Source organism: Rhodovastum atsumiense (assembly GCF_937425535.1).
Lineage (GTDB): Bacteria > Pseudomonadota > Alphaproteobacteria > Acetobacterales > Acetobacteraceae > Rhodovastum > Rhodovastum atsumiense.
Genome location: NZ_OW485601.1, coordinates 3,718,774 through 3,744,627 on the forward strand (window position 1 = coordinate 3,718,774; position 25,854 = coordinate 3,744,627).

Genomic DNA, 25,854 nt, shown 5'->3' on the forward strand with positions numbered 1-25,854 from the left:
CGTCAGCCCTGCAGGTATTTCGACGGCGGCACCCCCAGGACACGGCGGAAGAGGGTGGAGAACGCGGCCGGGGTCTCGTAGCCCACGTCCAGCGCGACGGTGGTGACCGCCTCGCCGGCCAGGATGCGCGGCAGGGCAGCCCGGAGCCGCAGATGCTGCCGCACCTGCGCGAAGGTCATGCCCAGGTCACACCGGCACAGCCGGGCAACGCTGCGCGGCGAGATCCCGGCCAACGCGGCCCATTCATCGAGGGACCTCTGGCATGCCGGATCGGCCTGCATGCCCCGGAGGATGCGTTGCAGGCGGGGATCGGCAGCCCGCAACCGGGGCAGGCCCGGCTCCCGCGTCCATTCGAATTCCTGCAGCATCAGCTCCACCGTCCGCCGCGCCCGCGTCGAGCCCTCGTAGGCGACCGGCAGCGCGCAGGCACGCTCCACCAGTTCACGCAGCAACGGCGAGACCCGGACGAAGCCGAGGCCGGCCGGCGCACCTTCCGGCTCGTGGCCGGGCCGGATGTAGAGCGTCCGCAGCGACACCGCGCCGTGCATGCGGGTCGCATGCGCGATTCCGGGCGGCAGCCAGAGTGCCCGCCCGGGTGGGATCACCCAGCGCCGGCCGTCGGCCTCGACCTCCATCACCCCGCTGGTCGCGTGCACAAGCTGCGCCCGCTGGTGGCTGTGGCGGGCGCTGACATGGCCGGCCGGATACTCCTTCGGCATCGCCCCGACCGGCTGGGGCAGATGCTGGTAGTCCTCCCGGTTCGTGCTTTTCGGCGTCATCGATCCTGGCCGGTTCGCGAAAGGGGATGGCGTGCCGGAGCAAGCGGCCTCCGCCGCTGCTGTCTAGCCTGTCGGGCATGCGGAATTCACCCTCCGGATCGTCCCGGTCCCCCAATTCCCCCGGCCTGGTCGTGCTGGACATCGACGGCACGCTCACCGACACGGTTACGCTGCATCAGGCGGCCATGCGTGTCGCCCTGGACGCCTTCGACTTCCCGGTGCTCGAACCGGACTGGTCCCGCTACCGCCACCACACGGACAGCGGCATCTTCGCCGAAGCCTGGCAACGCGCGGGCCGCGGGAACCCCGCCGAAGCCGACCGGCACCGGTTCTTCGCCCGGTTCGAGGATGCGTTCGCGCGGCTCTGCCCACTGCATCCGATCCGCGAGATCCCGGGCGCGGCCGCCTTCGTCGCGCTGGTGCGGGCGACCGGCTGGGCCGTCGCCTTCGCGACGGGCGGGCTGCGCACTCCGGCGCGGGCCAAGCTGCGCGCCATCGGAATCGCCTTCACCGAGCCCGCCCTCGTCACCGCATCGGAATTCCTCTCCCGCGAGGAGATCGTCAGCGCCGCCATCGCCGCGGCACGCATCGCGCCTGACGGGAGGCCGGCTGCTGTGATCTCGGTCGGCGATGGCCTGTGGGACCTGCAGGCCGCCGACCATCTCGGGCTGGGATTCCTCGGCGTCGGCACCGGGGCGAAAGCGGAGGCCCTGGCCGGGCAGGGGGCGGCCGTCGTGCCGGATTTCACCGATCCGGTCCGCGTGCTGCGAATCATCTCCGACATGGCGGCAAATTGCCCGGCCGCACTCCGGGGCCGGTGATCCCGATGCCTGTGCCGCCGCGGGCTCAGGCGATCTGGCGTTCCGACACGGCGGCGCCCTGCCGCGCCAGGCGCCGCAGCTCCAGCGGAGTGTGGCCGACGACGCGCAGGAAGCCCTGACACATCCGCTCGGGATCGCCGAAGCCGGTGAGGCGGGCGATCTCGTCGAAGCTGCGGCGGCCGTCCTCGACCATCGGCCGCGCCGCCTCGACGCGCAGGCGCTCGATGGCCTTGGCCGGGGTCATGCCGGTGGAGGCGGCGAAGGCGCGGCCGAACTGGCGCACGCTGAGACTCGCGACCTCGGCGAGGCGCGTCACCGACAGGTCCGTCGCCAGGTGCTCGCGCGCATAGCTGAGCGTGCGACGGATCCGGTCGGACCCCGGATCGAACTCCAGCAGCGACGAGAACTGGTACTGCCCGCCCGGACGCCGGTAATACACCACCAGCATGCGCGCGACCGCCTGGGCGATCGCCGCGCCGAGATCCTCTTCGATCAGGGCAAGCGCCATGTCGATCCCGGCCGACATCCCCGCCGAGGTCCAGACCGGGCCGTCACGGGTGAAGATGCGGTCGCCGTCGACGCGCAGCGCCGGATAGCGCGCCTGCAGCTTCGGCGCGTAGTGCCAGTGGGTCGTGGCGATCCGGCCGTCGAGGATGCCGGCGGCGGCCAGCAGGAAGGCGCCGGTGCAGACGCTGGCGGTACGGCGGGCGAGGCCGGACGCCCTGGCGATGGTCGGCGCCATCCCCTTGAGCCACGCGCCGTCCGGCGGCCGCGGCGCGCCGACGACGATGAAGGTGTCCATCGGCTCGAAGGCAAGCGCCGTCGTCGCGATTTCCAGCCCGCTGGAACCGCGCACCATCCCGCCCGCCATCGAGACCACGGAGAACCGGTAGCCACCTCCGGACATGTCGCCCGCGGTTGAAAGCGCTTCGAGCGGCCCGCCGAGATCCATCAGCACGAAGCCGGGGTAGACGAGGAAGCAGACATGGCGGGGCATGGCCGAAATCCGGGGGGTTTATGTCCTATGCGACATGGGTGCCGCCCTGTAGCCTGCGTGTCAATTCAGCAGGGCAACGGAGCGGCCGGGGCGCACGGCAGGGCATTCCCGAAAAACCCAACCGGCTCGCGGCGAGTTTCCCACCGCCGGCCCGGTGGCGAGGGCACTGTCCGGTGCGCTGGAAGCCGCCCGTGCAACCAGCGGAAGCAATCCATAAGGGGAAAGGACCACAGCGATGAGCACCGTCACCACCAAGGACGGCGTCGAGATCTTCTACAAGGACTGGGGGCCGCGCGACGCGCAGCCGATCGTGTTCCATCACGGCTGGCCCTTGAGCGCGGACGACTGGGACGCGCAACTGCTCTATTTCCTGGACAAGGGGTATCGCGTCGTCGCGCATGACCGGCGCGGCCACGGGCGCTCGACCCAGGTAGGCGATGGCCATGACATGGACCATTACGCGGCCGATGCCGCCGCCGTGACCGAGCACCTTGACCTGCGCAACGCGGTGCATATCGGTCATTCCACCGGTGGTGGCGAGGCGACCCGCTACGTCGCCCGGCACGGCCAGCCCCAGGGTCGCGTCGCGAAGCTGGTGCTGATCGGCGCGGTGCCGCCGATCATGCTGCGGACGGAGGCCAATCCCGGCGGGCTGCCGATCGAGGTGTTCGACGGTTTCCGCAGCCAGCTCGCCGCGGGTCGCGCGCAGTTCTACCTCGATATCGCGAGCGGGCCGTTCTACGGCTACAACCGGCCCGGCGCGACGCCGTCGCCGGGCGTGATCCAGAACTGGTGGCGCCAGGGCATGATCGGCGGCGCCAAGGCGCAGTACGATGGCATCAAGGCGTTCTCCGAAACCGACTTCACCGAGGACCTGAAGGCCATCGACGTACCCACGCTGGTGGTGCACGGCGATGACGACCAGATCGTGCCGATCGCGGATTCGGCGCTGCTGTCGGTGAAGCTGCTGAAGCAGGGCAGGCTGAAGGTCTACGAGACCTTCCCGCACGGCCTGTGCACCACGCATCCCGACGTGGTGAACCCCGATCTGCTCGCCTTCATCAAAGGCTGACGGACGCGTCGCCCATGGCCGGCCGAGGTGTCGGCCATGGGCGGCTGCCCGGCAAGCCGGAAGGAACAAAGATCATGAAGATCGTCATCATCGGCGGCAGCGGCCTGATCGGCGCCAGGGTCGCCGCGATCCTGCGCGCGGCGGGCCATGCCGTCGTCGCCGCCTCGCCCCGCGCGGGGGTGAACGCCCTCACCGGCGAGGGCCTCGCCGAAGCCCTGGACGGGGCGCAGGTGGTGGTCGACCTCGCCAATGCCCCGTCCTTCGAAGACGCGGCGGTGCTGGCCTTCTTCGAGACGGCGGGCCACAATCTGCTGGCGGCGGCGCGCGCGGCCGGGGTCGGGCACCATCTCTGCCTGTCGATCGTCGGCGTCGACCGCATGCCTGACAACGGCTATTTCCGCGCCAAGCTGGTGCAGGAACGGCTGATCCGGGAGTCCGGCCTTCCCTACACCATCATCCGCGCCACCCAGTTCCTGGAGTTCCTCGACGGCATCGCCGCCGCGGGCACCGAGGGCGACACGGTGCGGCTGTCGCCTGGCCTGTTCCAGCCCATCGCCGCCGATGACGTGGCCGCCATCGTGGCCGAACTGGCGCTGGCGCCGCCCCGCAACGGCATCGTCGAAATCGCCGGCCCGGAGCGCGCGCCCCTGGACGGGATCGTGGCGCGACACCTGCAGGCGAAGGGCGATCCGCGCAAGGTGGTGAGCGATCCCGAAGCCCGCTATTTCGGGGGACGGGTCGAGGAATTCTCGCTGGTGCCACTGGGCGAGGCCCGCCTCGGCGGCATCGGGCTGGAGGAATGGGGGCGGCTGGCGACACGGGGCTGACCCGCCGCATCGGTCCGCGCAGCGGACCGTTCGCCAGGAGGCTTTGCCTCCTGGACCTCCACCAAGGGCCGGAGGCCCTTGGATCCCTTGCGAAAGACAGGTGTGGCCGCTGTCTGGTTTATGTTTTGCTTCCGGGCGGGGCAGGCTCATCCGGGACGAAGCGCAGCAGATCACCCGGCTGGCATTGCAGCTCCGCGCAGATCGCGGCCAGGGTCTCGAAGCGCACGCCCTTGACCCTGCCCTGTTTCAGCAATGACAGATTGGCTTCGGTGATGCCGACGCGCTCGGCCAGATCCTTCGACCTGACCTTGCGCAGCGCCAGCATGACATCCAGCGTGACGATGATTGGCATCGGCGTGCCGCGTCAGACGAACGCGGCATTCTCCTGCGCCAGCGCCTCGGCCGAGGCCATGACCGCGGCGATGATCCAGACCGCGCCGGCGAAGAGCAGGGATTGCACCGGCTCGGTGCCGATGCCGAAGGTGATGAAGCGGTGTCCGACCGGGTTGTGCCAGGACAACAGCGCGCTCAGCGGCGCCTGCATCAGGAATTCCAGCCCCACCGAGAGCGTGATGCCGCCGGCGAAGCCACGCAGGGCGCTCACGATCCGGTGATCGAAACAAACGCCGCGGGCGAACAGGCCGAAGCAGCGGCGGGCGTGCCCCAGGGCCAGCATCGTGAACGCGCATGGGACCATGGCCAGCATCACGCCCAGGACGCGCTGCCACGCGTCGAGCCGGTCCGGCAGGTTCGCCACCGGGGCCGAGCCGTTGGCCGCGACCACCATCCGGTAAAGCTCGGTCGGCTCGGCGGTGGCCCATTTCCCGATCACGAGGACAGGCAATGCCAGAATGGCAACGAGGCATGCCAGCGACAGCAGCAGGCTCAGGCGACGCACATGGCGCGATGGTGTTGTCGGCAGCTCGGGTTGGGCGGTGTGCATCGGCGGGCTCCTGATGGGAAAGCGTGCGATGCGACCGCCATTAGCAGGCGAATTATCGTAATTCAATAATTTTTTGATGCTTTACAATAAGCAGTTGCGGGCCTATCCGGCCCGGCATCGAATATCGAGGATGGAGGCTGCCGATGGGAAAGGCCGGATTGATGATGCTGGCCGTCATTGTGGCCGGTGTGCCGCCATGCGAGGCCATGGCGGATCCGCCGTCGCGGAGTGCGAGCCGCAAGGTCAGCATCGCGATGGTGGCCGAGGCGCTGCAGAAGGCCGGCGCGGACCCGGCCATCCGTGAGCGGATGGGGGCCTATGTCAGCGGGCTCGTGGAGACGATGGCGGTGATGAACGATCGCGTGCAGAAGCTGACCGGGCACCGCCTGTACTGCAAGCCGGCCGCGGGGAGCCTGGACGGGGCGGAGTTGATGGAGGCGTTCCACAGGGCCGCGCCAGACCAGGCAGGCTGGGGGCAGGCCGAAGCGACGCCGGTCATCGTCGATCTTCTGATCGCGAAATATCCCTGCCCCTGACGGCGGGGTGGCGGGGTATTCGCTTGCTTCGTCCCGATGCTGCCGGCCGGGCGGCACCGGGACAAGGCGAATGCGTGGGCAGGCTTCTCATCTGCCCGGCAGCGGGCAGGCGGAGAACGTCACAGATCGAAGTCCTTCGGGTCGATGCCGAGTTCGGTACAGATGTTCCGCACGACCTTCTTCTCGTCGTCGCTGAAGCTGCCGTCAGCGCCGGCGACGGCGATGCACACGCGCACGAGCAGCCGTGCCTCGGTCTTGCCTTTGAGCTTGCCGATGGTGGCGAGGCATTCGCTGGCCCCGAGCGCGAAGTCGAATTCGATCTTTCCGGCGAAGCGGGTGAAGGTGTCGATCACGGTTTGCAGGTCGAAGACCTTCAACTCATCCGACTGGCGGATGAATCCCAGCATCTTCTCCTTTTCCGCCGCACTGATGCTGCCATCCGCGGTGGAGACCAGGGCACAGGCCGCCGCCACGGCGTCCAGGAAGCCCTGGCTGCGATAGCGGCTGAGTTCGTCGCTCAGTCCCTTGCGGATGCTCGATGCCGTGTTGGTGAGCGTGTCCCAGATGGTCATGTCGGGGTCTCCCTCAGGGTTTTGTCCCTCGACATGACGAAAGCGGGAGAAGGGGTTTGGTTTCATTCCACACGCTGTGCCGCGCAGCGCGAATGGGGTGCAGGGGCCTTGTGGCCCCTGCCGGGTCCAGGGCAGAGCCCTGGCCTTGCCTGCTTTTTCTTGCCTAAGGCAGATAAGCACCCGCCATCGCCGAAACCGCACCCTCGGTATAGCGCTTGAGCACGCCTTTGCGCGCCGGCCGTTCCGGCAGTTTCCAGGTGGCCCGTCGTGCCGCCAGTGTTGCCTCGACCTGGGCAGGGTCCTGTTGTTCGCCGGCGATGCCGATGATGCGCAGGGTGCGTCCGGGGATATCGATCTCGATCAGGTCGCCGTTCTCGATCAGGGCGATGGGTCCGCCGTCCACGGCTTCGGGCGAGACATGGCCGATGCAGGGCCCGCTGGAGGCGCCCGAGAAGCGCCCATCGGTGACCAGCGCCACGGTGCCGTTCAGCGTCGCGTCGTAGAGCAGGGCGTCGGTGGTCATGAACATTTCCGGCATGCCGGAGCCTTTCGGCCCTTCGTAGCGGATGACGACGATGTCACCTGGCTTGATCTTGCCGCCGACGATCGCCGTCTGGGCCTGTTCCTCGCTGTCGAACACCGCGGCGGGGCCGACGTGGCGATGCATCGCCGGGGCGATGGCGGAGTATTTCACCACGGCGCCGTCCGGGGCGAGGTTGCCGCCTAGCACGGCGATGGATCCGTACTTCGTGGATTTCTCCAGCGGGCGGATGACGTCGTCGGGGGCGATGCTGAAGCTGGCGAGGTGGCTGCGGCAGCGGTCGAAGAAGCCGTCGCGCTGCAGGATCTCCAGGTTCTCGCCGAGCGGGCGGCCGGTCACCGTCATGGCGTCGAGTTCGAGCTGGTCGCGCAGCAGCCACTGGATCATCGGTACGCCGCCGGCGAACCAGAACAGCTCGGCGGTGTATTTGCCGCTGGGCTGGATGGAGGTGAGGTATTTCACTTCCTGGCCGATGCGGTCGAATTCGCGCGGGTCGAGTTTCAGCCCCAGTTCATGTGCGATCGCGGGCATGTGGATATAGGCGTTGGTGCTGCCGCCGATCGCCGCGTGCACCTTCATCGCGTTGCGCAGCGCCGCCTCGGTCATGATCTTGCGCGCGGTCAGGCCGCGGGCGGCGAGGTCCATGATGCGCTTGCCGGCCGAGCGGGCCATGCGGCGGATATCGGTCATCGTCGCGGGCATCAGCGCGGTGCCGGGCAAGGCGAGGCCGAGGGCTTCGGACATGCACTGCATGGTGCTGGCCGTGCCCATGAACTGGCAGGCGCCGCAGGAGGGGCAGCCGGTCAGGCGGTAGTTCTGCAGCTCGCGCGGCTGCACCTGGCCCTTCTTCTTGCGCGCCGAGAGCGGGCCGGCGAGGCCGGAGGTGGAGTTGCCCGGGCCGGAGCGCATGGCGCCGCTGGGAATATGAATGGTCGGGATGTCCATCCGCGCCGCGGCCATCAGGTGGGCGGGGGTGGATTTGTCGCAGCCCGACAGCAGGATCATGCCGTCCCAGGGGATCACCGAGGCATGGATCTGCACCATGTCGGCGATGATGCCGCGGGAGCACAGGATGAAGTTCATCCCGTCATGGCCCTGCGCCCAGCCGTCGCAGATGTCGGTGACGTGGAACTTCGCGGGCTTGCCGCCGGCCTCGTAGACGCCGATCGAGGCTTCCTCGTTCAGCACGTCGAGATGGTAGCTGCCGGGGTGGCTGTCGCCCTGCACGTCGTCGATCAGGATCTGCGGCTTTTCCAGATCCTCTTCGGTCCAGTTCATGCCCATCATCAGGGCATCGACCTGGGCCCAGAGGTCACGGACCGGGGCGCATTTCTGTTCAGGCATGGCAGTGATCCTTTCGCTCCGGTGGGACGGGGACCCGTCCCACCGGGCGGGTTGCGTCAGGCGGTTTGCAGGACCGGCTTGCGGCGGCCGGCGGTTTCGCGGGGCAGCGAGATGGCGAGCAGGAAGCCCACGCCCAGCATCATGACCAGGAAGTAGATGCCGGCGTCATAGCTGTTGAAGCTGGTGCGGAACCAGCCCACCGCGAAGGGACCGATGAAGCCGCCAAGGTTGCCGATCGCGTTGATGATGCCGCGGGCGCCGCCGGCGACCTGGGCGGGGAACATGATCGGCGGGATGGTCCAGAAGATGCTGGATGCCGACTGCATGAACAGGCCGCAGGCGACGAGGAAGCCGAAGGACACCCAGATCTGGTCCTTGAGCAGGGTCGAGAGCAGGAAGCAGACGGCGAAGCCCAGGATCGGCAGGGCGGTGTAGCGGCGACGGTTACCGCTGCGGTCGGAGAGCTGGGCGAAGCCGTAGAGCCCGGCAATCATGGCGATGTAGGGGAACATCGAGAGGAAGCCGATGCCGGTCATGCCGGTCGCGGTCAGTTCCTTCAGCAGCGTGGGCAGCCACATGGCGAAGCCGTAGATGCCGACCTGGTAGAAGAAGTAGAGCAGGATCAGCTTCCACAGCTTCCAGTCGCGCAGCAGCACGCCATAAGAGACCGGGGCGTCGGTCTTGAGCGAGGACTGCTCGGCGGCCAGGCGCGTTTCGATGTACTCGCGCTCTTCCTTCGAGATCCACTTCGCCTTGGCGGGGGTGTCGCTGATCAGCGGGTACCAGACCAGGATGAGCAGCAGCGACAGCAGGCCCTCGCCGATGAACACCCAGCGCCAGCCGAAGCTGCTGATGATCCAGCCGGAGAGCGGCCCGGTGATGATCGAGGCGATGGCGATGTTCATGATGAAGTAGGCATTGGCCCGGCCACGTTCCTCATTGGGGAACCAGTGGCTGAGGATCACCAGCATCGCCGGCCAGACGCCGCCTTCGGCGACGCCGATCAGGAAGCGCACGACCAGCAACTGGGTCGAGGTCTGCACGAAGCCGCACAGGATCGACAGCCCGCCCCAGACCAGGATGGACAGCCCGATGAACTGCTTGGCGCTGCGGTGCTCGGCCCAGTGGCCGGCCGGGGCCTGCAGCAGGACGTAGCCGACGAAGAAGATGCCGGCGGCCAGGCCCGACATCGAGGCGGTCATCGACAGCGACTCGTTCATACCACCGGCCATGGCGAAGCCGATGTTCGTGCGGTCCATGAACGAGAAGATGTAGACGAGGATGGCCGGTGGAATGATGCGCCACCAGCGCGCGCTGGGAATGCTGCGCGAGTCCTGCTGTTCCACGGTTATTGTCCTGTCGTGTGGGGAAAGGGGGGGCCGGTCCCGTTGGCGTGGCGTGGGACCGGGCGGAGGCAAGATCAGCCGGGCAGGATGCCCGCGCGCACCAGCACCTCGACGAGACGCTGCTTCGTCGCCGCATCGGGTGGGGTGGCGGGGGCGACGACCCCGGTCGGGATGTCGCTGCCGGTCAGGCGCAGCGCTTCCTTCAGAAGGCCGTAGAAGGGGGTGTCGATGGCGTACATGCTGGACAGCACGGCCAGGCGCCGCATCAGCGGCACGATGGCGGCGAGGTCGCCGCGTTGCTGGGCCGCGTAGATGCCGCAGGTCAGTTCCGGGGCAAAATTGGCGCTGGCGGGGATGACGCCGTCGCCGCCGAGCAGCAGCGTGTCGAGCAGGTACTCGTCATAGCCGCAGAACACCAGGAAGTCCGGGCGCGCGGCCTTGACCTCGACGATGAGCCGGCGGATGTGGCTCATGCAGTCGACGGTATCCTTGATGCCGACGATGTTCGGGCAGGCGAGGGCGAGGCGCTGCACCAGCTCGACCGACAGTTCCTGCTTGGTCATGCCCGGGAAGTTGTAGAGCAGGATTGGCAGTTCCACCGCGTCGGCGATGGCGCGGTAATGCGCCTCCAGCCGCGCTTCGGACAGCGTGGTGTAATAGGGATTGACGACGATGATCGCGTCCGCGCCGGATTTCTCGGCGTGCCGCGCGAGATCGATCGCCTCGGCGGTACCGGCGGCGGCGGTGCCAACGATCACCGGGCGGCGGCCGGCGACGCGGTCGATGCAGAACTCGGCGATGGCCTTGCGCACGGGCGTCGCGAGATGGGCGAATTCACCGGCGCTGCCGAGGAACAGCATGCCATTGACCGGCGAGGCGAGCACCCGGTCGATGACGACGCCCATGCCGGCCGGATGGAATTGTCCGTTGTCGTCGAAAATGGTCGCAACCGGCGGAATGACGCCGCGAAGTGCAGCTTGGGGCATGCACGTGTCTCCAAAACGGTCGATTTCCATATGTGGAACTCGAATTCCGTAGACAAAACTCTATCAGCGGTTCTGTTCGGCGACAAGACATTCCCGACGCTCCGCAACACTGCGTAGCAGGCGCGGATGGCGTGATTGCCGGCCCGGTTGCGCGGGTGGTAGGTCGGTGGACGAGGATCGGTGCGTGGGCATGGACATGAGGCAGGATCGGGCATGAAGCAGAACGAGGAGGAGAAATCGGCGGCGCCGGCCTTGACCAAGGGCTTCGCCATTCTCGATCTGCTGGCACGCGAACCGGGGCTCGGCTTCGCGGCGATCCGTACCAAGCTCGGCCTGCCCAACAGCAGTTGCCATCACCTGATCAGCACGCTGTGCCAGTTGGGGGCGCTGCAGATGTTGCCCGACCGCGGCTACGTGCTGGGCCTGCGGCTGCTGGAACTCGGTACCGTTGCGGCCGGGCAGCGGCCGATCGAGCGGATCGCGCTGCCGGCGCTACGGCGGCTGGCGGAGGATGTGCAACTGACCTGCCATCTCGGCGTGATGGAGGGGATGGCGGCGATCTACCTGCTGAAGGTGGAAGGCCAGCGGCAGATCCGGGTCAACACCTGGGTCGGCAAGCGGCTGTCGCTGCACAGCTCCTCGCTGGGCAAGGTGTTGCTGGCCTGGCTGCCGGAGGAGGAGCAGGCGGCGATCCTGCAGCGGGTGGAGTGGGTGCGGCGCTGTGCCAACACGGTGACCGATCCGGTGCTGTTCCGCGCGCATCTGCGGGAAGTGCGTGCGCGGGGCTGGGCTTTTGACGACCAGGAGGATGCGGAGAGCATCCGCTGCGTCGCCGCCCCGGTGCGCGACATGCAGGGGCGGGTGGTCGCGGCGATCAGCGCGGTGGGCACGGTACTCGACATCGACACCGACCGGTTCGCGCCGCTGGCGGACCGTGTCGCGGCGACGGCGCGCGAGATCTCGACGGATCTCGGTCATCCGGGGCAGCATCAGGCCGCGTAGAAACGAATGGGGGCAGGGCACTCGCACGTGATATCCGACACCGCAACGTCTGCCCCGATCCGCTCGCTGCTGCCGCGGGGGGCGGGGCATCAGTTCGTGCTCTATGCCGATGCCTGTTCCGGCATTCCGGGCGCCCCGCACGAGGCGAGTTTCGCCGCCGTCAACGCGGTGCTGCGCCGTCTGGATCCCGCGCCCGACTTCATCCTGTTTCCGGGCGACGAGATCGCCGGCCTGACCGCTGACCCGGACGAATTGCGGGCGCAGTGGCGCCACTGGCTGGAACGGGAGATGGGGTGGCTCGACCGGCAGGCGATCCCGCTCTGGCACACGACCGGCAACCACACTGCCTATGACCCGATGAGCGAGGCGGTGTTCCGCGAGGTGCTGGATCATCTGCCCCGCAACGGCCCGCCCGGCCAGGAGGGCCTGTCCTATTGGGTGCGCCGTGGCGACCTGCTGCTGGTGTTCGTGCACACGCTCTGGAGTGGCCTGGGCGGCGAAGGGCATGTCGAGACGGACTGGCTGCGCGGGGTGCTGCGATCGCAGGGCGATGCGCGGTACAAGCTGGTGCTCGGGCACCATCCGGTGCACCCGGTCAACGGCTTTTCCGGTGCCTATCAGCGCGAGGTGGGGCCGGAGCATGCCGCGACGTTCTGGGATGTGCTGGTCGAGGGCGGCGTGCTCGCTTATCTCTGCAGCCATATCCTGGCCTTCGACGTGCAGGTGCATCGGGGCGTGCTGCAGGTCTGCAGCGCCGGCGCGGGGACGACGCACCGCATGCCCGAAGGCATCGAGTATCTGCATTGCGTGCAGGCGGCGCTGGACGGGGGCGGGCTGCGCTATCAGGTGTTCGATACCGCCGGACGCGTGCGCGAGCGCCTGTCCTGGCCGATCGTGTTGCCGCCGCGCGAGGTCTGGCTGCCTCTGCCCGCGGGCGAGAGCGATGCGATGGTGGTGAGTGCCGCCTCCGCGGACCGGGTCATTGCCTTCCGTTTCACCGGCCGCGCGGCGCCGAAGGGCAGCAGCGGCGCGCAGACGCTGCTTTGCGCTTTCCAGCCCGGGATACAGCCACCGCTCTGGATCGGGCTGCACGGGTCGGACCAGCGCCTGGCGGTCATCATCGGCCCGGAGCCACGCCGTAGCCCGCATTCCTGGCACGGCCCGGCGATTCCCGCTGGCGCGCCGTTCAGCATCGACCTCGTCATCCATGCCGGGATGGGGCCCGGTGGCGTGCTGTATCGCCTGGGCGCGGAGCCACGATGGTCATCGCTCATGGCCGCTTCGCCCTGGGGGGCGGAGCGGCTGAGCTGGCCGCAACGCTGGAGCATCGGCCACGCGCCGGCCGGTCCTGCGGATCGCAAATTCCTGGGATCCGGCCTACGTGCCTTCATGACCACGGTGAAGGAAGAGTAGGGCGGACGCAGTCCGCCAACGCAGTCTTCCGCACAACGGCCGGCTTGCGTTGGCGGACTGCGTCCGCCCTACGTGACGGCGTGACCTTTCAGGATCGGATCAGGTAACGGCCGGGGTGAACCGCTCGCTGAAGATGTGCTCCGCCGGCACGCCGGCCTGCGTGGCGGCGTCCTCGGCGGCGCGGACCAGACCCGGCGGGCCGCAGAGATAGATCTCGGCCCCGCCCGGCACATGGGCGAGCACGCCGCGCAGCGCGTCGACCGGCGTGCCCACGAAGCCGTTCCAGCACGGATCGGCCTGCCAGACGCACGGGGTCACCGTCAGCGCCGGCAGGGACTGGTTCAACTCCGCCAGCAGGTCCTGGCCGAACAGGTCCTCGAAGCGGTTGACGCCGAAGAACAGATGGGTCGGCGTCATGTCGCCGCATTCGGCAAGATAGCGCAGCATGGACAGCATCGGGGCGAGCCCGGTGCCGCCGGCGACCATGAAGCGCGGCAGCAGGCTGCCTTCGCGCAGGGTGAAGGCCCCGAGCGGGCCGCGCACCAGCAGTCGTTCGCCCGGCCGGGCGGCGTCGCGCAGCCAGGAGGAGAAGCGCCCGCCCGGCTGCAGGCGGATCAGGAATTCCAGGTGGCCGTCCCAGTTGGTGGTATTGGCCAGGGAATAGGCGCGCACCAGCGACGTGCCGGGCACGCCGAGTTCCATGAACTGGCCGGGCGCGAAGGTGGCGGCACGGCCGAAGGCAGGGTCGTCCTCCAGGCCCAGCAGCAGGCGGCGCGTCGCCCCGCCGACATCCTCGCAGGCCAGCACGGTGGCGTTGCGCACCGGCACCGGCTCGAACTGGATCGCCGCGTGGTCGAACGGCGCGGCCAAAGCGAGGTCGCCGAGCGGACGCGTGCGGCACAGCAGCACCTCGCCGCGCGCTCGCGCCGCTGTGGGCAGCGCCTCGTCGCTGCAGGAATCGAGCACGGCCTCGCCCCCGGTACGCGTCACGCGGCAGGCGCCGCAACTGCCGTTGCGGCAGACGGAGGGCAGGAAGATGCTGGCGCGCGCGGCGCCGTCGAGCAGCGTCTCGTCCTCGGCGCAGTCGAAGCGGACGGACTGGCCGTCGCGGGTGAGCAGGTCGACCTGATGCTGGGTCATCGGAACTCTCGGCAAAGCAGGGCCCCTGGGGCGCGGGGATACCGCGCCCCAGGGGCGGGGATCAGGCGGCGCGCTGCAGCGAGGCGGCGATGTCCGCTTCCGCCGTGGTGATCGTCTGGATGCCGAAGCGCTCGACCAGCACGCCGATCAGCGTCGGCGTGAGGAAGGCGGGCAGGGTCGGGCCAAGGCGGATGTTGCGCACGCCGAGCGCCACCAGGGTCAGCAGCACGGCGGCCGCCTTCTGCTCGAACCACGACACCACCAGCGACAACGGCAGGTCGTTGATGCCGCAGCCGAAGGCCTCGGCGAGCGCGCCGGCGATGCGGATCGCCGAGTAGCTGTCGTTGCACTGGCCGAGGTCGAGCAGGCGCGGAATGCCGCCGATGTCGCCGAATTCGTGGCGGTTGAAGCGGTACTTGCCGCAGCCGAGCGTCATGACCACGGTGTCCTGCGGCGTGCCCTCGGCGAACTCGGTGTAGTAGTTGCGGCCGGGCGCGGCGCCGTCGCAGCCGCCCACCAGGAAGAAGTGGCGGATGGCGCCGGCCTTGACCGCATCGATCACCTTGTCGGCGACGCCGAGCACGGTGTGGCGGGCGAAGCCGATGGTGATGGTCTGCGGCTGCGGTTCCTCGGTGAAGCCGGGCAAGGCGAGGGCGGCGGCGATGACCGGGGCAAAGTCGCGGTTCTCGATGTGGCGCAGGCCGGGCCAGCCGACCGGGCCGGTGGTGAAGATGCGCTGGCGATAGGCCGGGCGCGGCTCGATCAGGCAGTTGGAGGTCATGACGATCGGGCCGGGGAAAGCGGAGAACTCGGCCTGCTGTTCCTGCCATGCGCCGCCGTAGTTGCCGGCCAGATGCGGATATTTCTTGAACACCGGATAGGCGTTGGCGGGCAGCATCTCGCCATGGGTGTAGACGTTGATGCCCTTGCCGGCGGTGGCCTCCAGGATCGCCGTCAGGTCGAGCATGTCGTGGCCCGACACCAGGATCGCCTTGCCGCGCCGCGGCGTCACCGCGACCACGGTCGGCTCGGGGATGCCGAAGCTGGAGATGTTGGCGGCGTCGAGCATCTCCATCACGGTCAGGTTCAGCCGGCCGAGCGCCAGCGCCTGCGCCAGCATGTCCTCGAGGTCGGTCGGGTCCTGCGCCAGGTAATCCAGCGTGTCCTCGAGACCGGCATAGACCTCGTCCGCCTCGGCGCCGAGCACGCGGGCGTGGTAGACATAGGCGGAGACGCCCTTCAGCCCATACAGCAGCAGCGAGCGCAGCCCGATCACGTCCGGCCCGACCACGTCCTCGCCGGCGCGGATGCCGATTGCGGGGGCCTGGGCCAGCAGGGCGAGCAGGTCGGTGGCGGGGCGGAAGGTGGCCGGGCCGGCCAGGGCCGGGATCGTGCCACCGCTTGCGCGCATGGCATCGAGCAGGCGCTCACGGTGCGCGACGGCCTCGCCGATCATGGCGATGAAGCGGGCCGGCGTGAAGTTGACGTTGGTGAGCGTGGTGAACACGGCATGGGAGATGAAGCGGCCGACCTCGCGATCGACGATGCCGACGCCGCGTCCTGCCCTGGCGACCTGCGCGAGACCCTTGACCGCATGGATCAGCAGGTCCTGCAGGTCGGCCGTGGTGGCGTCCTTGCCGCAATTGCCGCGGGTCGAGGCGCAGCCGTCACCGTCCGCCGAGCGGGCGGTTTGTTCGCATTGATGGCAGAACATCGGAGGTTCCCTTTGGGGTGCAGGACGGAGGGGGAAGTCTGTAAATTGGTATTTAAAACACCAATATAACGATATCAGAATGCCGTCAATGTCGATTTCAAATTCTTTGCGCGGAGAAAAGGAAGTTTTATAAATGCCTCAGATCGGACGGACCGCTGCTGTCGTCACGCGCGGCCGGGCGAGCGGGCTGGCATAGAGCAGGACGAACCCGCCGAAGGCGCCGCTCCAGGCCAGGCCGGCGAGGGTGAGCAGCAGCAGGTACTGCTCGCCGGCGATCGGCGCGAGCAGGCGCAGCCCCGCGGCGGCGGTCACCAGCAGGTAGATCGCCGTGGTTCCCGTCCCGGCCACCAGCGGGCGGCCGGTATGGCCCAGCGAGGCGCGGGTCATGACGGCCAGCGTCATGGTGCCGATGGCGCCGGCGGTGAGCGCGTGCAGCGATGCGGTCGCGGGCAGCAGGTCGGTCCAGCGGCTTGCGGCCAACAGCAAAAGTCCAAGTGCCAGCCACGCATATCCGAGATGCAGGATCCACAGCAGCGGCTCGCGCAGCACGGCGGTGCCGCGCCAGCGCGCGAGGCGCAGGGCATTGGCGAACCCCGCCGCCAGCGCCGCCCAGGGCGTCGCCGCCGCGTCGGGCAGGATCGTCCAGAGTCCCAGCGCCAGCACGGTCGATCCCATGGCGAGGCGGTCGATCGCGCCGAACGCGGCCGGCGGCGGCAGGTCCGGACGCTGCTTCGCCAGCCAGTTGCGGGTGAAGCTCGGGATGATGCGGCCGCCCACCAGGGTGATCAGGGCCAGCAGCGTGGCGATGCCGAGGTGATTGCCGGTGGTTTCCGTGTCGGCGCCGGTGACCAGGCCGACATGGACCAGGGCATTGCCGCAGCACAGCAGCGCCAGGGCGGCGAGCACCGGCAGGTTTCGCCAGTTGCGGCCTGCGAGAATCTCGCGCCCGATGGCGCACAGGAACACTGGCAGGAACAGCAGGTCGAGCCCGGCGGTGGCCGCGGCGCCGATCCGCGCGGAGGCCAGCATCGCCAGCCGCCCGGCGATCCAGAGCAGCAGCAGCCCGACCAGCGGCGCGCCCTGCAGCGGCATGCGGCCGGTCCAGTTGGGGACGGCGGTGAGCAGGAAGCCGGCGACGGTGGCGACGCCGAAGCCGAAGGTCATCTCGTGGACGTGCCAGGTCGGCGAGGGCATCGGCGCGAAGTCGAACCCGGCGATGGCGGCCAGCCAGAGCGGGATCGCCAGTCCCGCCCAGATCGCCGCCGCGAGGAAGAACGGACGGAACCCGGCGGAGAACAGGGCCGGACCGGCCACGGGGCGGTATCGCGGGATCGCTGTCATGGTGCTTCAGGCCCAACCGGCATTCCAAACGCCGGGGGACCCTACGCCGTAATGTGGTATTGTCAATACCAATTACGGCGGGGCCGTCAGACGGCAGGGGGTCAGACGGTCAGCAGTCCCCAGTGCTCGGCGGACGCCGTCAGGGAGGCGGGCGGGCCTTCCGTCGCCGTGTGCCCGGCCGAGAGCGTGATGGCGTGGGTGATGCGGTACGGCGTCGCCGGATCGGTCGAAACCGAATCGACCTGCAATTCCAGCCGTTCGATGCCGGAGATGTCGAGCCCATCCAGCCGGACATGCGCCCCGGTGGCGCGGGTGGCGTCGAAGGCCCGCGCGATGCGGCGGAACTCGGCGGCCAGCGCCTGTTCGGCGGCGGGTACCCGGTCGCTGACAATGAAGCGCAGCGTGTCCTGCCCCGGCCCGCCGGTGATCGTTTGCGGCGCGAAGGCGAAGCGGCCGTCGGGATGGACCAGCCCGGCGCCTTCCTTCAACACGATCAGGTCGTCGCCCGCGTCGCCGGCCAGCGTGTTGCTGCCGTCGCGGCCGGCGATCAGCAGGTCGTCGCCGGCGCCGCCCCGCAGCGTGTGCCGGCCGGGTCCGCTGGCGGCCAGCACGTCGTCGCCGGCCCCGCCGTCGAGCCGCGCGGTGCCGGCGCCGGCGAAGATGATGTCGGACCCGGCGCCACCCCGCACGGTGACGTCGCCGGCGCCGCCATAGATGGTGTCGGGTCCCGGTCCGCCCGCGATGGTGAGGCCCGTGCTCGCGTGCGGGGCGGCGAAGATGAAGCTGCCGCCCGGTGCCGCCTGGACCACGCTCCGGGTCGCGTCGGGAAGCTGCACGTCCCGCGTGCCCAGCACCGCCTGCGCGAAGGCCGCCTGGATCGCGTGTGCGGCCGTCGTCGGATGGAGGTCGTCGAAGAACAGCACCTGGTTCGGCGCCAGCGTGGCGTGGCCGGCGGCGGCGTGGGTCAGCCAGGGCACGCTGGTGTCGGCCAGCCCGAAGGCGCGCGGATCCGCGGCGAGCGCCTGCGACAGGGCGGAGGCATCGACCAGCCGGATATTCGTGCCGCTCGCCGCCAGTTGCCGCAGGCCGGCGTTGAACGCCTGTTCGAGGCGGCGGGTCTGGGCCTGTGCCGTGGTCCCGGCGGCGCGGACGCGCGGGGTGATGGAGAGATCGGGCAGGGTGAACAGCACGACCGGCCCGACGCCGGCCGTGCGCAGCCGCGCGATCGCGCCGCCGATGGCGGCGAGGCTGCGCGTGAGGACGGCCTGCGCCGAGGTCGGGTCCTTCGCCTGGCCGCTCTCCAGGTCATTCTTCAGGTCGTTGCTGCCGATATTGATCAGCGCCACGGTGCCGGGGGGCGGGGCGGCGCCGTGCAACCCGGCGATGTACCGGCCAACCTGGTCGGGCAGGTTGATCGGCAGCTTTCGCCCGGTGGCGGGATCGGTCGCCGTGCCCGGCGCCGCGGGGCTGGCGGTGGCGCCGCCGTACGCCGCATCGGTCAGGCGCGCCCCGGACCATGCGGCCAACTGCTCGGCGTAGACCGGCCCGTTGGAGAACCGCCCCTGCCAATAGGGCAGTCGTGGCTGGCCGATCCGTGCGAACAGGTTGCCGTTGTCGGACAGGCTGTCGCCGAAGACAACGAGATTGGTGAAATCACCGGAAGTTCTGGGCATGTTCACGCCAATTGACTGGGGTGCCGTGAGCCATGCATAGCATATGAAACAAGATTATTTGGTGGAATGACGCTGATTCTATATCGGTTCTGATGGTTTTTCTTATTGGTTGAGGAGTGGGGGCGGGATGCCGCCCCCACCGCCGCGCCGTCAATGATGCGCGGATGCCTGCTCGGGATGCCGGCTCGCCCGCGCCTTCTGCACCGCCGCGGTGATGCGGACGGCGAGGTCACGTCCCGCGACCGGCTTGCGGACGAAGGTGAAGGCGTCCGCGTCGGTCAGCGCGACGCGGGGGTCGGCGAAGCCGGTGAGCAGGAAGCAGGGCAGGCCGGGGCGCAGCGCCTGCGCCTTGCGGATCACCGCGAGCCCGTCCATGCCTTGCATGGAGTAGTCGGTCACGATGGCGTCGACCGGTTCGCCCGCGGAGAGCCGGGCGATCGCCTCTGGCCCGCCGGCGGCGGCCAGCGTGGCGACACCCAGGTCCTCGAGATCCGCCGCCAGCGTCTCGCGCACCATGTCGTCGTCATCGACCAGCATCACCTGCGAGGGCGCCGTCATCTCCGTCGTGCCGCCGGCGACCGGCGCCACCCCGGCACGCTCCGCCGCCTGGCGCAGCCACATGACGGCGGTGGTGCCCGCCCCCGGCCGGCTGGACAGCAGGAATGCCCCGCCGGCCTCCTCGGCGAAGCGGCGGACCATGGTCAGCCCGAGCCCGGATCCCTGGCCGGGGAGCTTGGTGGTGAAGAACGGCTCGCTCGCCCGCAGCAGCGTGGCCGCGTCCATGCCGGCGCCGGTGTCGGCGACGCTCAGCCGCACATAGCTGCCCGGGGCCAGGCCGGCCGGATGCGGGACGCCCGGCACCACCTGTTCCGGCTCGGCCGAGAGCACCAGCGTGCCGCCATCCGGCATCGCGTCGCGGGCGTTGGTGGCGAGGTTGACCAGGGCGGTTTCCAACTGTCCGCGATCGGCCACCAGGCGTGGCGCCCCCGCGGCGACCTCGGCCCGCACGTCGATCGTTTGGCCGAGCGTGTGCGCGAGGATCTCGCGGATGCCGGCGAGCATGTCGGCGGTCTCGACGGCCTCGGTGGAGCCAGGGACGCGGCGGGCGAAGGACAGCAGGCGCTGCGCCACCGAGGATCCGCGCGCGGCGGCATCGGCGACCCGGCGCGCGAGCCGCCCGGTCCGTTCCGGATCGCCCGGCCGCCGGGTGAGCAGGTCGGCCGCCCCTGACACCGTCTGGAAGATGTTGTTGAGGTCGTGCGCGATGCCGCCGGCGAGCTGGCCGAGCGCCTGCAGCGTCTGCGCCTGCGCCATCCGCTCGGCCAGGTCGTGCCGCTCGGCGAGGTTCTGGCCCTCGGCGATCACCCAGCTGATCTCGCCCGTGCCCGGGTCGCGCACCGAGCGGAGCGAGAAATCCACCAGCAGGCGGCGCTCGGCGTCTTCGGGAGGGGCGTCCCGGCGGCCCCCCGCCACTTCCCGGGCGGCCTGGCCGAGGCGCTGCCACATCCGCTCCGGCGGCGCGGCCGTGGCCTCGCCCGCGTTCCACGGCGCGGTGGCCTCCGCCGGCTCGGCCCCCGGCGAATCGTCGGTCATCACGCCGATGAACTGGAACTGGGAATCGAAGATGCCGCGGAAGCGCGTGCGCCGGGCGAGCATGATCTCGGTGATGTCCTGCTGCGCGGTGATCAGCCGCAGCGGGCTGCCGTCCTGGCGCAGGAACGCCTCGGCCCGCATCGACACCCACCGGATCGAGCCATCGGCGCGCTGGATGCGGAATTCCGACGCGGTGCTGCCGCCATGGCCGAGCATCCGCTCGATGATCGCGGCCATGCGCAGGCGGTCATCCGGATGCACCAGCATCAGCCATGCCTGGTCGGAGATGTGGGTCTGGCCCTGGGGCAGGCCGTACAGCACCGCGAACCCCTCGGAGACCAGGGCCTGGTCGTCGGGATAGGCATGGTCGGACCAGGCGATGCCGCCGACCTGCTGCACCAGCCGCAGCCGGATCTCGTTGTCGCGTGCCTCGGTGTCGGCCAGGCGTTGGCGGGTGATGTCGGTCATGCTTTCCAGCACCTGGGCCTTGCCGCCCGCCGCGTCGCGTTGCAGCACCTGGTGCACCGCGACGATCACCTCGCTGCCGTCGCGCCGGCGCTGGCGCAGCTCGCCGCTCCATTCCCCGGCGCTCTGCAGCGCCGCCTCGATGCCGGCGGACGGCACCGGGAAGATGGTCTGCAGCAGCGCATGCGCCGGCTGGCCGATGGCGTCGAGCGCATCCCATCCATAGAGGCGCCGGCATCCGTCCGACCACTGCCGGATGATGCCGCCATCGTCACGCACCATGACGGCAAGATCCATCATGCCGCGTGGTCCGGGGGGGTGAAGCGAAGGGGCATTGGCTGAGGAATGTGAAGGTGACCCTGGCTTCCGGGCCTTGGTGATGTTTTTCATAAAACTCTCCATCCCTTCAAACACTGTGGCGGGCGCCGGCACGCGCGCGGATTCTCGCTGCGCGCCGCCAACTGTCAAGTAAAACGCGAATATTTTTGCGTGGTTTCATTCTATGGTATTGTGCTTTTGCTTGAGCATTGACTTCACGAAACTGAAGTCTTGCGAGAATGATTTGCAGATTTTCCGGAAAAATCTCTCTCTTATTGTGGGGATGTACCGGCCCATGGCCGCTTCTCCCGGTATGACGGCCTGTCGAAAAAATGAGGCGCTTGCGCCGACGCGGAGGCCGTCCCGACGATCACTTCCGGCGTGTCCGCGCCGGGCCCTTCTCCGATCGTGCCGCTGTGGTGTTATCCTCTCGCATCAAACGTCCAGGAGAAAATCGCGCAATGAGCACTATTCTGTGGCAACCCTCGCCAGAACAGATCGGGCACACGCAGATCCGGCAATTCGCCGTGGCGGCGGGGTTCACCGGGGCGGATGCCGAGGAACGGCTGTGGCAATGGTCGGCCGACCAGCCCGCGGCCTTCTGGGAGGCGATCTGGACCACGATGGGGGTGCGGGCAGCACGACCGGCAGAGGTCGTGCTGGAAAACCCCACCGCCATGCCCGGCGCGCGCTGGTTCGTCGGCGCCCGCCTGAACTACGCGGAGAACCTGCTGCGTCGGCGCGACGACACCCCGGCCCTGATCTTCCGCGGCGAGGACGGCAGCCGGCGCGAAGTCTCCTGGGCATGCCTGCACGAGGAGGTCGCGCGCATCGCCGCGGCACTGCGCTCGGCGGGCGTGGGCGTCGGCGACCGGGTCGGCGCCTACCTGCCCAACCTGCCCGAAGCCGTCATCGCCATGCTGGCCACCAGCAGCCTCGGCGCCGTGTGGTCATCCTGCTCGCCCGATTTCGGCGTGCCGGGCGTGCTGGATCGCTTCGGTCAGATCGAGCCGAAGGTTCTGGTCGCCGTCGACGGCTATCACTACGCCGGCAAGGCGATCGACATCACCGCCAAGGTGCAGGAGGTGCGCGCGGCGCTGCCCTCGGTGCGGCAGGTGATCGTCGTGCCCTTCCTCGATCCGCGGCGCGATGCCGGCTTCGTCGCCGACGGCCTGCGCTGGGACGAGGCCGGGCGCGGCGAAGTGCCGGAGCTGACCTTCGCGCAACTGCCCTTCAACCATCCGCTGTACGTGCTCTATTCCTCCGGCACCACCGGCAAGCCGAAGGCGATCGTGCACGGCCAGGGCGGCACGCTGCTGCAGCATTTGAAGGAGCACCGGCTGCACAGCGACATCCGCCCGGGCGAGCGCGTGTTCTATTTCACCACCTGCGGCTGGATGATGTGGAACTGGCTGGTGGGCGCGCTCGCCGCCGAGGCGACGCTGGTGCTGTTCGACGGCAACCCCTTCCATCCCGGCCCGGAAGCGCTGTGGCAACTGGCCGAGCAGGAGCAGGTGGCGGTGTTCGGCATCAGCGCCAAATACATCGACACGCTGCGCAAATACGACTACCGCCCGCGCGAGGGCTTCCACCTGAAGGCAATGCGCGCGATCCTCTCCACCGGATCGCCGCTGCTGCCGGAAAGCTTCGATTACGTCTACAAATCCGTCAAGCGCGAGGTGCAACTGATCTCGATGTCCGGCGGCACCGACATCATCTCATGCTTCGTGCTTGGCAATCCCGCGGGGCCGGTGCGGCGCGGTGAGATCCAGATGCGCGGCCTCGGCATGGCGGTGGAGATCTGGAACGACGAAGGCCGGCCGGTGCGGGGCGAGAAAGGCGAACTGGTCTGTACCAAGCCGTTCCCCTGCATGCCGCTCGGCTTCTGGAACGACCCGGACGGCACGCGCTACCGGGCCGCCTATTTCGAGAAATTCCCCGGCGTGTGGTGCCACGGCGACTACGCCGAGCTGACCGAAAGCGGCGGCATCATCATCCACGGCCGCTCCGACGCCGTGCTCAACCCCGGCGGCGTGCGCATCGGCACCGCCGAGATCTACCGCCAGGTCGAGCGCATCGATGAAGTGCTGGAAGCGCTGTGCGTCGGCCAGGACTGGGACGGTGACGTGCGTGTCGTGCTGTTCGTGCGCCTGCGCCCGGGCGTCACCCTGGATGATCCGCTGCGCGAGCGCATCCGCCGGCGCATCCGCGACCACGCCTCGCCCCGGCACGTGCCGGCCCGCATCATCCAGGTCACCGACCTGCCGCGCACGCTCTCGGGCAAGATCACGGAACTCGCGGTGCGCGACGTGATCCACGGACGGCGCGTGAAGAATACCGAGGCGCTACAGAATCCCGATGCACTGGCGGCCTTTCGCGATTTGCCGGAGTTGAGGAACTAGGAAGGCAAGGGCTCCGCCCTTGACCCGGCAGGGGCCACAAGGCCCCTGCACCCCAATCGCGCTGCGCGGCACAAGATCGGGTTCCAAGGGCCTGTGGCCCTTGGTGGAGGTCCAGGAGGCAAAGCCTCGTCGCGCGCAGGCGCGCATTCGCACGACGCAGGGTCCGGGGCAGCGCCCCGGGCAGCGTTGCGCGGAACGGATCGCGTGCTATGTCAACCATCGCGGGTACGAACGGGATGGGGCGGGGGCATGGTCGGACGCGGCGTGGCTGTGATGTCTCTCTCCTGGGCCACGACGCTGCGTCGCCCGCGCCTGGGCCGCCCGGTGACGATGCTGCGGCTGCTGCTGGTCGGCGTCATGGTGCTGCCGGCGCTCGCCTTTGGCCTCGGCGGTGTGCTGGCCTGGCGCGCGGCCGATCGGGAGGCGATGCAGGACCTGTGGCGGCGGGCCGACATCGCCGTCGAGAACGCCGAGCGGGTGTTCGAGACTCATCTGCTCATCCTGGGCGAGATCGAGCGGCTGACGCGCGGGCTGGACGATGCGGACATCGTCCGCCACGAACAGGAGATCCATGTGCGGCTGCGCGAGCTGATCGCCGGGCTGCCGCAGGTGTGGAACGTGTTCGTCTGGGGCCGTGACGGTCGTGTCCTGGCCACCGGCACGCAATTTCCGGCGCCGCCGGCCAATGCGTCGGACCGGGAATATTTCCAGGTGCTGCAGGCGGGCGCGGCGGAGCCGCATGTCAGCCCGGTCATGACCGGCCGGCTCGACAACGTGCGGTTCTTCAATGTCTCCCGCCGTCGCGCCGGTCCGGTGCCCGGGTTCAACGGCCTCATCGGCGTCTCGATCAATCCCGGCTATTTCGAGCGCCGCTACCTCGAAACCGAGCTGGCCGCGCCGGATGGCGGCGAGACCATGGCGCTGGTGCGCGCCGACAACGCGCTGCTCGCCGGCGCGCCGGCGGGGCTGCCGATGCTGCCGGTCACTCCGGCCACCGCGACCCGCGACACCCCGCCGGACCGGTTCGGCACCATCATGGGCGGCGCTGGCGAGACCGAGGGCCGTCGCTTCCTGGTGCACCAGGTCGGCACGCTGCCGCTCTATGTCGTGGCCTCGGTGTCGCGGGGCGCGATCCGGCAGGCTTTCCTGGATGCCATGGTGGTGCCGGTGGGCTTCGGCGTGCCGGCGACGGCGGCGCTGGTCTGCCTCTCGGCGCTGACGCTGCGGCGCACGCTTGCCGCCGAGCGGGCCGAGGCGCAGGCCCGCGCCGAGCGGCAGGCCCGCGCGCAGGCGGAACAGGCGCTGGCCCAGGCAGCGCGGCTGGAGGCGGTCGGGCAGCTTGCCGCCGGCATGGCGCACGACTTCAACAACATCCTCGGCGCCGTCATGGGCGGGGTGGAGCGGATCCAGGCCCGTGCCCGCGCCGGCGCGATCGAGCAGATCGAGCCGATGACGCGCGCCATCCTCGATTCGGCGCGGCGCGGCGCGGAGATCACCCGCAGCGTCCTGCAATTCGCCCGCCCGCCGGCGGGGCCGGTCGCGGTGATCGATCCCGGTGTGATCATCGCCCACATGCAGGCGCTGCTGCCGCCCTTGCTCGGCCCCGCCACCCTGCTGCGGATCGGCCCGCACGAAGGGATCTGGGGGATCCGCGCCGAGGCGGGCCTGCTGGAAGCCGCCCTGGTCAACCTCGCGGTGAATGCGCGCGACGCCATGCCGCAGGGCGGGACGATCACCATCGGCGCGGCCAATCTCGCCGCCGGCGCCGCTGCGATCCCGCCGGGGCTGCAGCGGGAGATCGACTGGGTGCGCCTCGCGGTCGCCGATACCGGGCCGGGATTCCCGGCCGGGACGCGCGAGCGTGCCTTCGAACCGTTCTTCACCACCAAGCCGCATGGCAAGGGCACCGGCCTCGGCCTCGCCCAGGTCTACGGCTTCACCCTGCAGGCAGGGGGGCTCGCGCGGATCGAGGACGCGACGGAGGGTGGTGCGGTGGTGGCGATGTATTTCCCCCGCGCCTGACGCGGAC

Annotated in this window: 21 protein-coding genes; 8 read left to right on the forward strand and 13 right to left on the reverse strand. The window is 69.4% G+C overall.

Annotated elements, in window-relative coordinates; genetic code table 11:
• Window positions 1-2: 2 nt before the first annotated feature.
• Window positions 3-779: an AraC family transcriptional regulator gene (locus NBY65_RS16940; RefSeq protein WP_150042669.1), complete on the reverse strand. Its 777-nt coding sequence runs from the start codon at window positions 777-779 to the stop codon at window positions 3-5.
• 77 nt (window positions 780-856) lie between these two features.
• Here NBY65_RS16940 and NBY65_RS16945 point away from each other — a divergent pair, with 77 nt between their 5' ends.
• The gene (locus NBY65_RS16945; protein ID WP_162530699.1) at window positions 857-1,600 is read left to right on the forward strand and encodes an HAD family hydrolase; all 744 of its coding nucleotides are present in this window, start codon (window positions 857-859) and stop codon (window positions 1,598-1,600) included.
• Window positions 1,601-1,625: 25 nt separating this feature from the next.
• Here NBY65_RS16945 and NBY65_RS16950 read toward each other — a convergent pair whose 3' ends face one another.
• On the reverse strand, window positions 1,626-2,597 hold the full coding sequence (locus tag NBY65_RS16950) for a GlxA family transcriptional regulator (protein ID WP_150042667.1): 972 nt from the start codon (window positions 2,595-2,597) through the stop codon (window positions 1,626-1,628).
• A 235-nt stretch (window positions 2,598-2,832) separates the two neighbouring features.
• Between NBY65_RS16950 and NBY65_RS16955 the strand changes: the two genes are divergently transcribed.
• Both NBY65_RS16955 and NBY65_RS16960 read left to right on the forward strand, forming a co-directional pair.
• On the forward strand, window positions 2,833-3,669 hold the full coding sequence (locus NBY65_RS16955) for an alpha/beta fold hydrolase (RefSeq protein ID WP_150042666.1): 837 nt from the start codon (window positions 2,833-2,835) through the stop codon (window positions 3,667-3,669).
• Between the two features lie 74 nt (window positions 3,670-3,743).
• Complete coding sequence (locus NBY65_RS16960; RefSeq protein WP_150042665.1) at window positions 3,744-4,496, forward strand: SDR family oxidoreductase; 753 nt, start codon at window positions 3,744-3,746, stop codon at window positions 4,494-4,496.
• A gap of 118 nt (window positions 4,497-4,614) precedes the next feature.
• Here the strand turns inward: NBY65_RS16960 and NBY65_RS16965 are convergent, their stop codons facing one another.
• Together NBY65_RS16965 and NBY65_RS16970 are read right to left on the reverse strand one after the other, a co-directional pair.
• On the reverse strand, window positions 4,615-4,821 hold the full coding sequence (locus tag NBY65_RS16965; RefSeq protein WP_456316134.1) for a helix-turn-helix domain-containing protein: 207 nt from the start codon (window positions 4,819-4,821) through the stop codon (window positions 4,615-4,617).
• Between the two features lie 39 nt (window positions 4,822-4,860).
• Window positions 4,861-5,439: a DUF2975 domain-containing protein gene (locus NBY65_RS16970; protein ID WP_150042663.1), complete on the reverse strand. Its 579-nt coding sequence runs from the start codon at window positions 5,437-5,439 to the stop codon at window positions 4,861-4,863.
• A 161-nt stretch (window positions 5,440-5,600) separates the two neighbouring features.
• Here NBY65_RS16970 and NBY65_RS16975 point away from each other — a divergent pair, with 161 nt between their 5' ends.
• Window positions 5,601-5,975, forward strand: a complete 375-nt coding sequence (locus NBY65_RS16975) for a hypothetical protein (RefSeq protein ID WP_150042662.1) — start codon at window positions 5,601-5,603, stop codon at window positions 5,973-5,975.
• Between the two features lie 119 nt (window positions 5,976-6,094).
• On the opposite strand, the gene NBY65_RS16980 is transcribed toward NBY65_RS16975, so the two are convergent.
• The 4 genes from NBY65_RS16980 to NBY65_RS16995 all read right to left on the reverse strand — a co-directional run bounded on the left by NBY65_RS16980 (window position 6,095) and on the right by NBY65_RS16995 (window position 10,764).
• The gene (locus tag NBY65_RS16980; RefSeq protein ID WP_150042661.1) at window positions 6,095-6,547 is read right to left on the reverse strand and encodes a tellurite resistance TerB family protein; all 453 of its coding nucleotides are present in this window, start codon (window positions 6,545-6,547) and stop codon (window positions 6,095-6,097) included.
• Between the two features lie 163 nt (window positions 6,548-6,710).
• Window positions 6,711-8,432, reverse strand: coding sequence for a dihydroxy-acid dehydratase (gene ilvD, locus NBY65_RS16985; protein WP_150042660.1), 1,722 nt, complete (start codon window positions 8,430-8,432; stop codon window positions 6,711-6,713).
• Window positions 8,433-8,488: 56 nt separating this feature from the next.
• Window positions 8,489-9,778: an MFS transporter gene (locus NBY65_RS16990; protein WP_150042659.1), complete on the reverse strand. Its 1,290-nt coding sequence runs from the start codon at window positions 9,776-9,778 to the stop codon at window positions 8,489-8,491.
• 74 nt (window positions 9,779-9,852) lie between these two features.
• Window positions 9,853-10,764 (reverse strand): dihydrodipicolinate synthase family protein, encoded by a 912-nt coding sequence (locus tag NBY65_RS16995; protein ID WP_150042658.1) that lies wholly within the window; start codon window positions 10,762-10,764, stop codon window positions 9,853-9,855.
• Between the two features lie 213 nt (window positions 10,765-10,977).
• On the opposite strand from NBY65_RS16995, the gene NBY65_RS17000 reads away from it, so the two are divergent.
• Window positions 10,978-11,766, forward strand: a complete 789-nt coding sequence (locus NBY65_RS17000; RefSeq protein ID WP_150042657.1) for an IclR family transcriptional regulator — start codon at window positions 10,978-10,980, stop codon at window positions 11,764-11,766.
• Window positions 11,767-11,793: 27 nt separating this feature from the next.
• On the forward strand, window positions 11,794-13,179 hold the full coding sequence (locus NBY65_RS17005; protein WP_203330594.1) for a metallophosphoesterase family protein: 1,386 nt from the start codon (window positions 11,794-11,796) through the stop codon (window positions 13,177-13,179).
• A 99-nt stretch (window positions 13,180-13,278) separates the two neighbouring features.
• Here NBY65_RS17005 and NBY65_RS17010 read toward each other — a convergent pair whose 3' ends face one another.
• The 5 genes from NBY65_RS17010 to NBY65_RS17030 all read right to left on the reverse strand — a co-directional run bounded on the left by NBY65_RS17010 (window position 13,279) and on the right by NBY65_RS17030 (window position 21,405).
• Window positions 13,279-14,319 carry a 2Fe-2S iron-sulfur cluster-binding protein gene (locus NBY65_RS17010; RefSeq protein WP_150042655.1) on the reverse strand — a complete coding sequence of 347 codons (1,041 nt, stop codon included), beginning with the start codon at window positions 14,317-14,319 and terminating at the stop codon, window positions 13,279-13,281.
• A 61-nt stretch (window positions 14,320-14,380) separates the two neighbouring features.
• On the reverse strand, window positions 14,381-16,033 hold the full coding sequence (hcp, locus tag NBY65_RS17015) for a hydroxylamine reductase (protein WP_150042654.1): 1,653 nt from the start codon (window positions 16,031-16,033) through the stop codon (window positions 14,381-14,383).
• Window positions 16,034-16,171: 138 nt separating this feature from the next.
• Window positions 16,172-17,374, reverse strand: a complete 1,203-nt coding sequence (locus tag NBY65_RS17020; protein ID WP_150042653.1) for an NnrS family protein — start codon at window positions 17,372-17,374, stop codon at window positions 16,172-16,174.
• A 101-nt stretch (window positions 17,375-17,475) separates the two neighbouring features.
• Window positions 17,476-19,047: an SGNH/GDSL hydrolase family protein gene (locus NBY65_RS17025; RefSeq protein ID WP_150042652.1), complete on the reverse strand. Its 1,572-nt coding sequence runs from the start codon at window positions 19,045-19,047 to the stop codon at window positions 17,476-17,478.
• Between the two features lie 150 nt (window positions 19,048-19,197).
• Window positions 19,198-21,405 (reverse strand): hybrid sensor histidine kinase/response regulator, encoded by a 2,208-nt coding sequence (locus NBY65_RS17030; RefSeq protein ID WP_162530698.1) that lies wholly within the window; start codon window positions 21,403-21,405, stop codon window positions 19,198-19,200.
• Window positions 21,406-21,884: 479 nt separating this feature from the next.
• Between NBY65_RS17030 and NBY65_RS17035 the strand changes: the two genes are divergently transcribed.
• Together NBY65_RS17035 and NBY65_RS17040 are read left to right on the forward strand one after the other, a co-directional pair.
• On the forward strand, window positions 21,885-23,825 hold the full coding sequence (locus NBY65_RS17035; RefSeq protein WP_150042650.1) for an acetoacetate--CoA ligase: 1,941 nt from the start codon (window positions 21,885-21,887) through the stop codon (window positions 23,823-23,825).
• A gap of 273 nt (window positions 23,826-24,098) precedes the next feature.
• Window positions 24,099-25,847 (forward strand): ATP-binding protein, encoded by a 1,749-nt coding sequence (locus NBY65_RS17040; protein WP_162530697.1) that lies wholly within the window; start codon window positions 24,099-24,101, stop codon window positions 25,845-25,847.
• Window positions 25,848-25,854 lie beyond the last annotated feature (7 nt).

What these genes read in the sequence shown, in the direction of transcription:
- NBY65_RS16940 (WP_150042669.1), bottom strand. Translation starts at nt 779, where the DNA reads ATGACGCCGAAAAGCACGAACCGGGAGGACTACCAGCATCTGCCCCAG.
- NBY65_RS16945 (WP_162530699.1), top strand. Translation starts at nt 857, where the DNA reads ATGCGGAATTCACCCTCCGGATCGTCCCGGTCCCCCAATTCCCCCGGC.
- NBY65_RS16950 (WP_150042667.1), bottom strand. Translation starts at nt 2,597, where the DNA reads ATGCCCCGCCATGTCTGCTTCCTCGTCTACCCCGGCTTCGTGCTGATG.
- NBY65_RS16955 (WP_150042666.1), top strand. Translation starts at nt 2,833, where the DNA reads ATGAGCACCGTCACCACCAAGGACGGCGTCGAGATCTTCTACAAGGAC.
- NBY65_RS16960 (WP_150042665.1), top strand. Translation starts at nt 3,744, where the DNA reads ATGAAGATCGTCATCATCGGCGGCAGCGGCCTGATCGGCGCCAGGGTC.
- NBY65_RS16965 (WP_456316134.1), bottom strand. Translation starts at nt 4,821, where the DNA reads ATGCTGGCGCTGCGCAAGGTCAGGTCGAAGGATCTGGCCGAGCGCGTC.
- NBY65_RS16970 (WP_150042663.1), bottom strand. Translation starts at nt 5,439, where the DNA reads ATGCACACCGCCCAACCCGAGCTGCCGACAACACCATCGCGCCATGTG.
- NBY65_RS16975 (WP_150042662.1), top strand. Translation starts at nt 5,601, where the DNA reads ATGATGCTGGCCGTCATTGTGGCCGGTGTGCCGCCATGCGAGGCCATG.
- NBY65_RS16980 (WP_150042661.1), bottom strand. Translation starts at nt 6,547, where the DNA reads ATGACCATCTGGGACACGCTCACCAACACGGCATCGAGCATCCGCAAG.
- ilvD (WP_150042660.1), bottom strand. Translation starts at nt 8,432, where the DNA reads ATGCCTGAACAGAAATGCGCCCCGGTCCGTGACCTCTGGGCCCAGGTC.
- NBY65_RS16995 (WP_150042658.1), bottom strand. Translation starts at nt 10,764, where the DNA reads ATGCCCCAAGCTGCACTTCGCGGCGTCATTCCGCCGGTTGCGACCATT.
- NBY65_RS17000 (WP_150042657.1), top strand. Translation starts at nt 10,978, where the DNA reads ATGAAGCAGAACGAGGAGGAGAAATCGGCGGCGCCGGCCTTGACCAAG.
- NBY65_RS17010 (WP_150042655.1), bottom strand. Translation starts at nt 14,319, where the DNA reads ATGACCCAGCATCAGGTCGACCTGCTCACCCGCGACGGCCAGTCCGTC.
- hcp (WP_150042654.1), bottom strand. Translation starts at nt 16,033, where the DNA reads ATGTTCTGCCATCAATGCGAACAAACCGCCCGCTCGGCGGACGGTGAC.
- NBY65_RS17020 (WP_150042653.1), bottom strand. Translation starts at nt 17,374, where the DNA reads ATGACAGCGATCCCGCGATACCGCCCCGTGGCCGGTCCGGCCCTGTTC.
- NBY65_RS17025 (WP_150042652.1), bottom strand. Translation starts at nt 19,047, where the DNA reads ATGCCCAGAACTTCCGGTGATTTCACCAATCTCGTTGTCTTCGGCGAC.
- NBY65_RS17030 (WP_162530698.1), bottom strand. Translation starts at nt 21,405, where the DNA reads ATGATGGATCTTGCCGTCATGGTGCGTGACGATGGCGGCATCATCCGG.
- NBY65_RS17035 (WP_150042650.1), top strand. Translation starts at nt 21,885, where the DNA reads ATGAGCACTATTCTGTGGCAACCCTCGCCAGAACAGATCGGGCACACG.
- NBY65_RS17040 (WP_162530697.1), top strand. Translation starts at nt 24,099, where the DNA reads ATGTCTCTCTCCTGGGCCACGACGCTGCGTCGCCCGCGCCTGGGCCGC.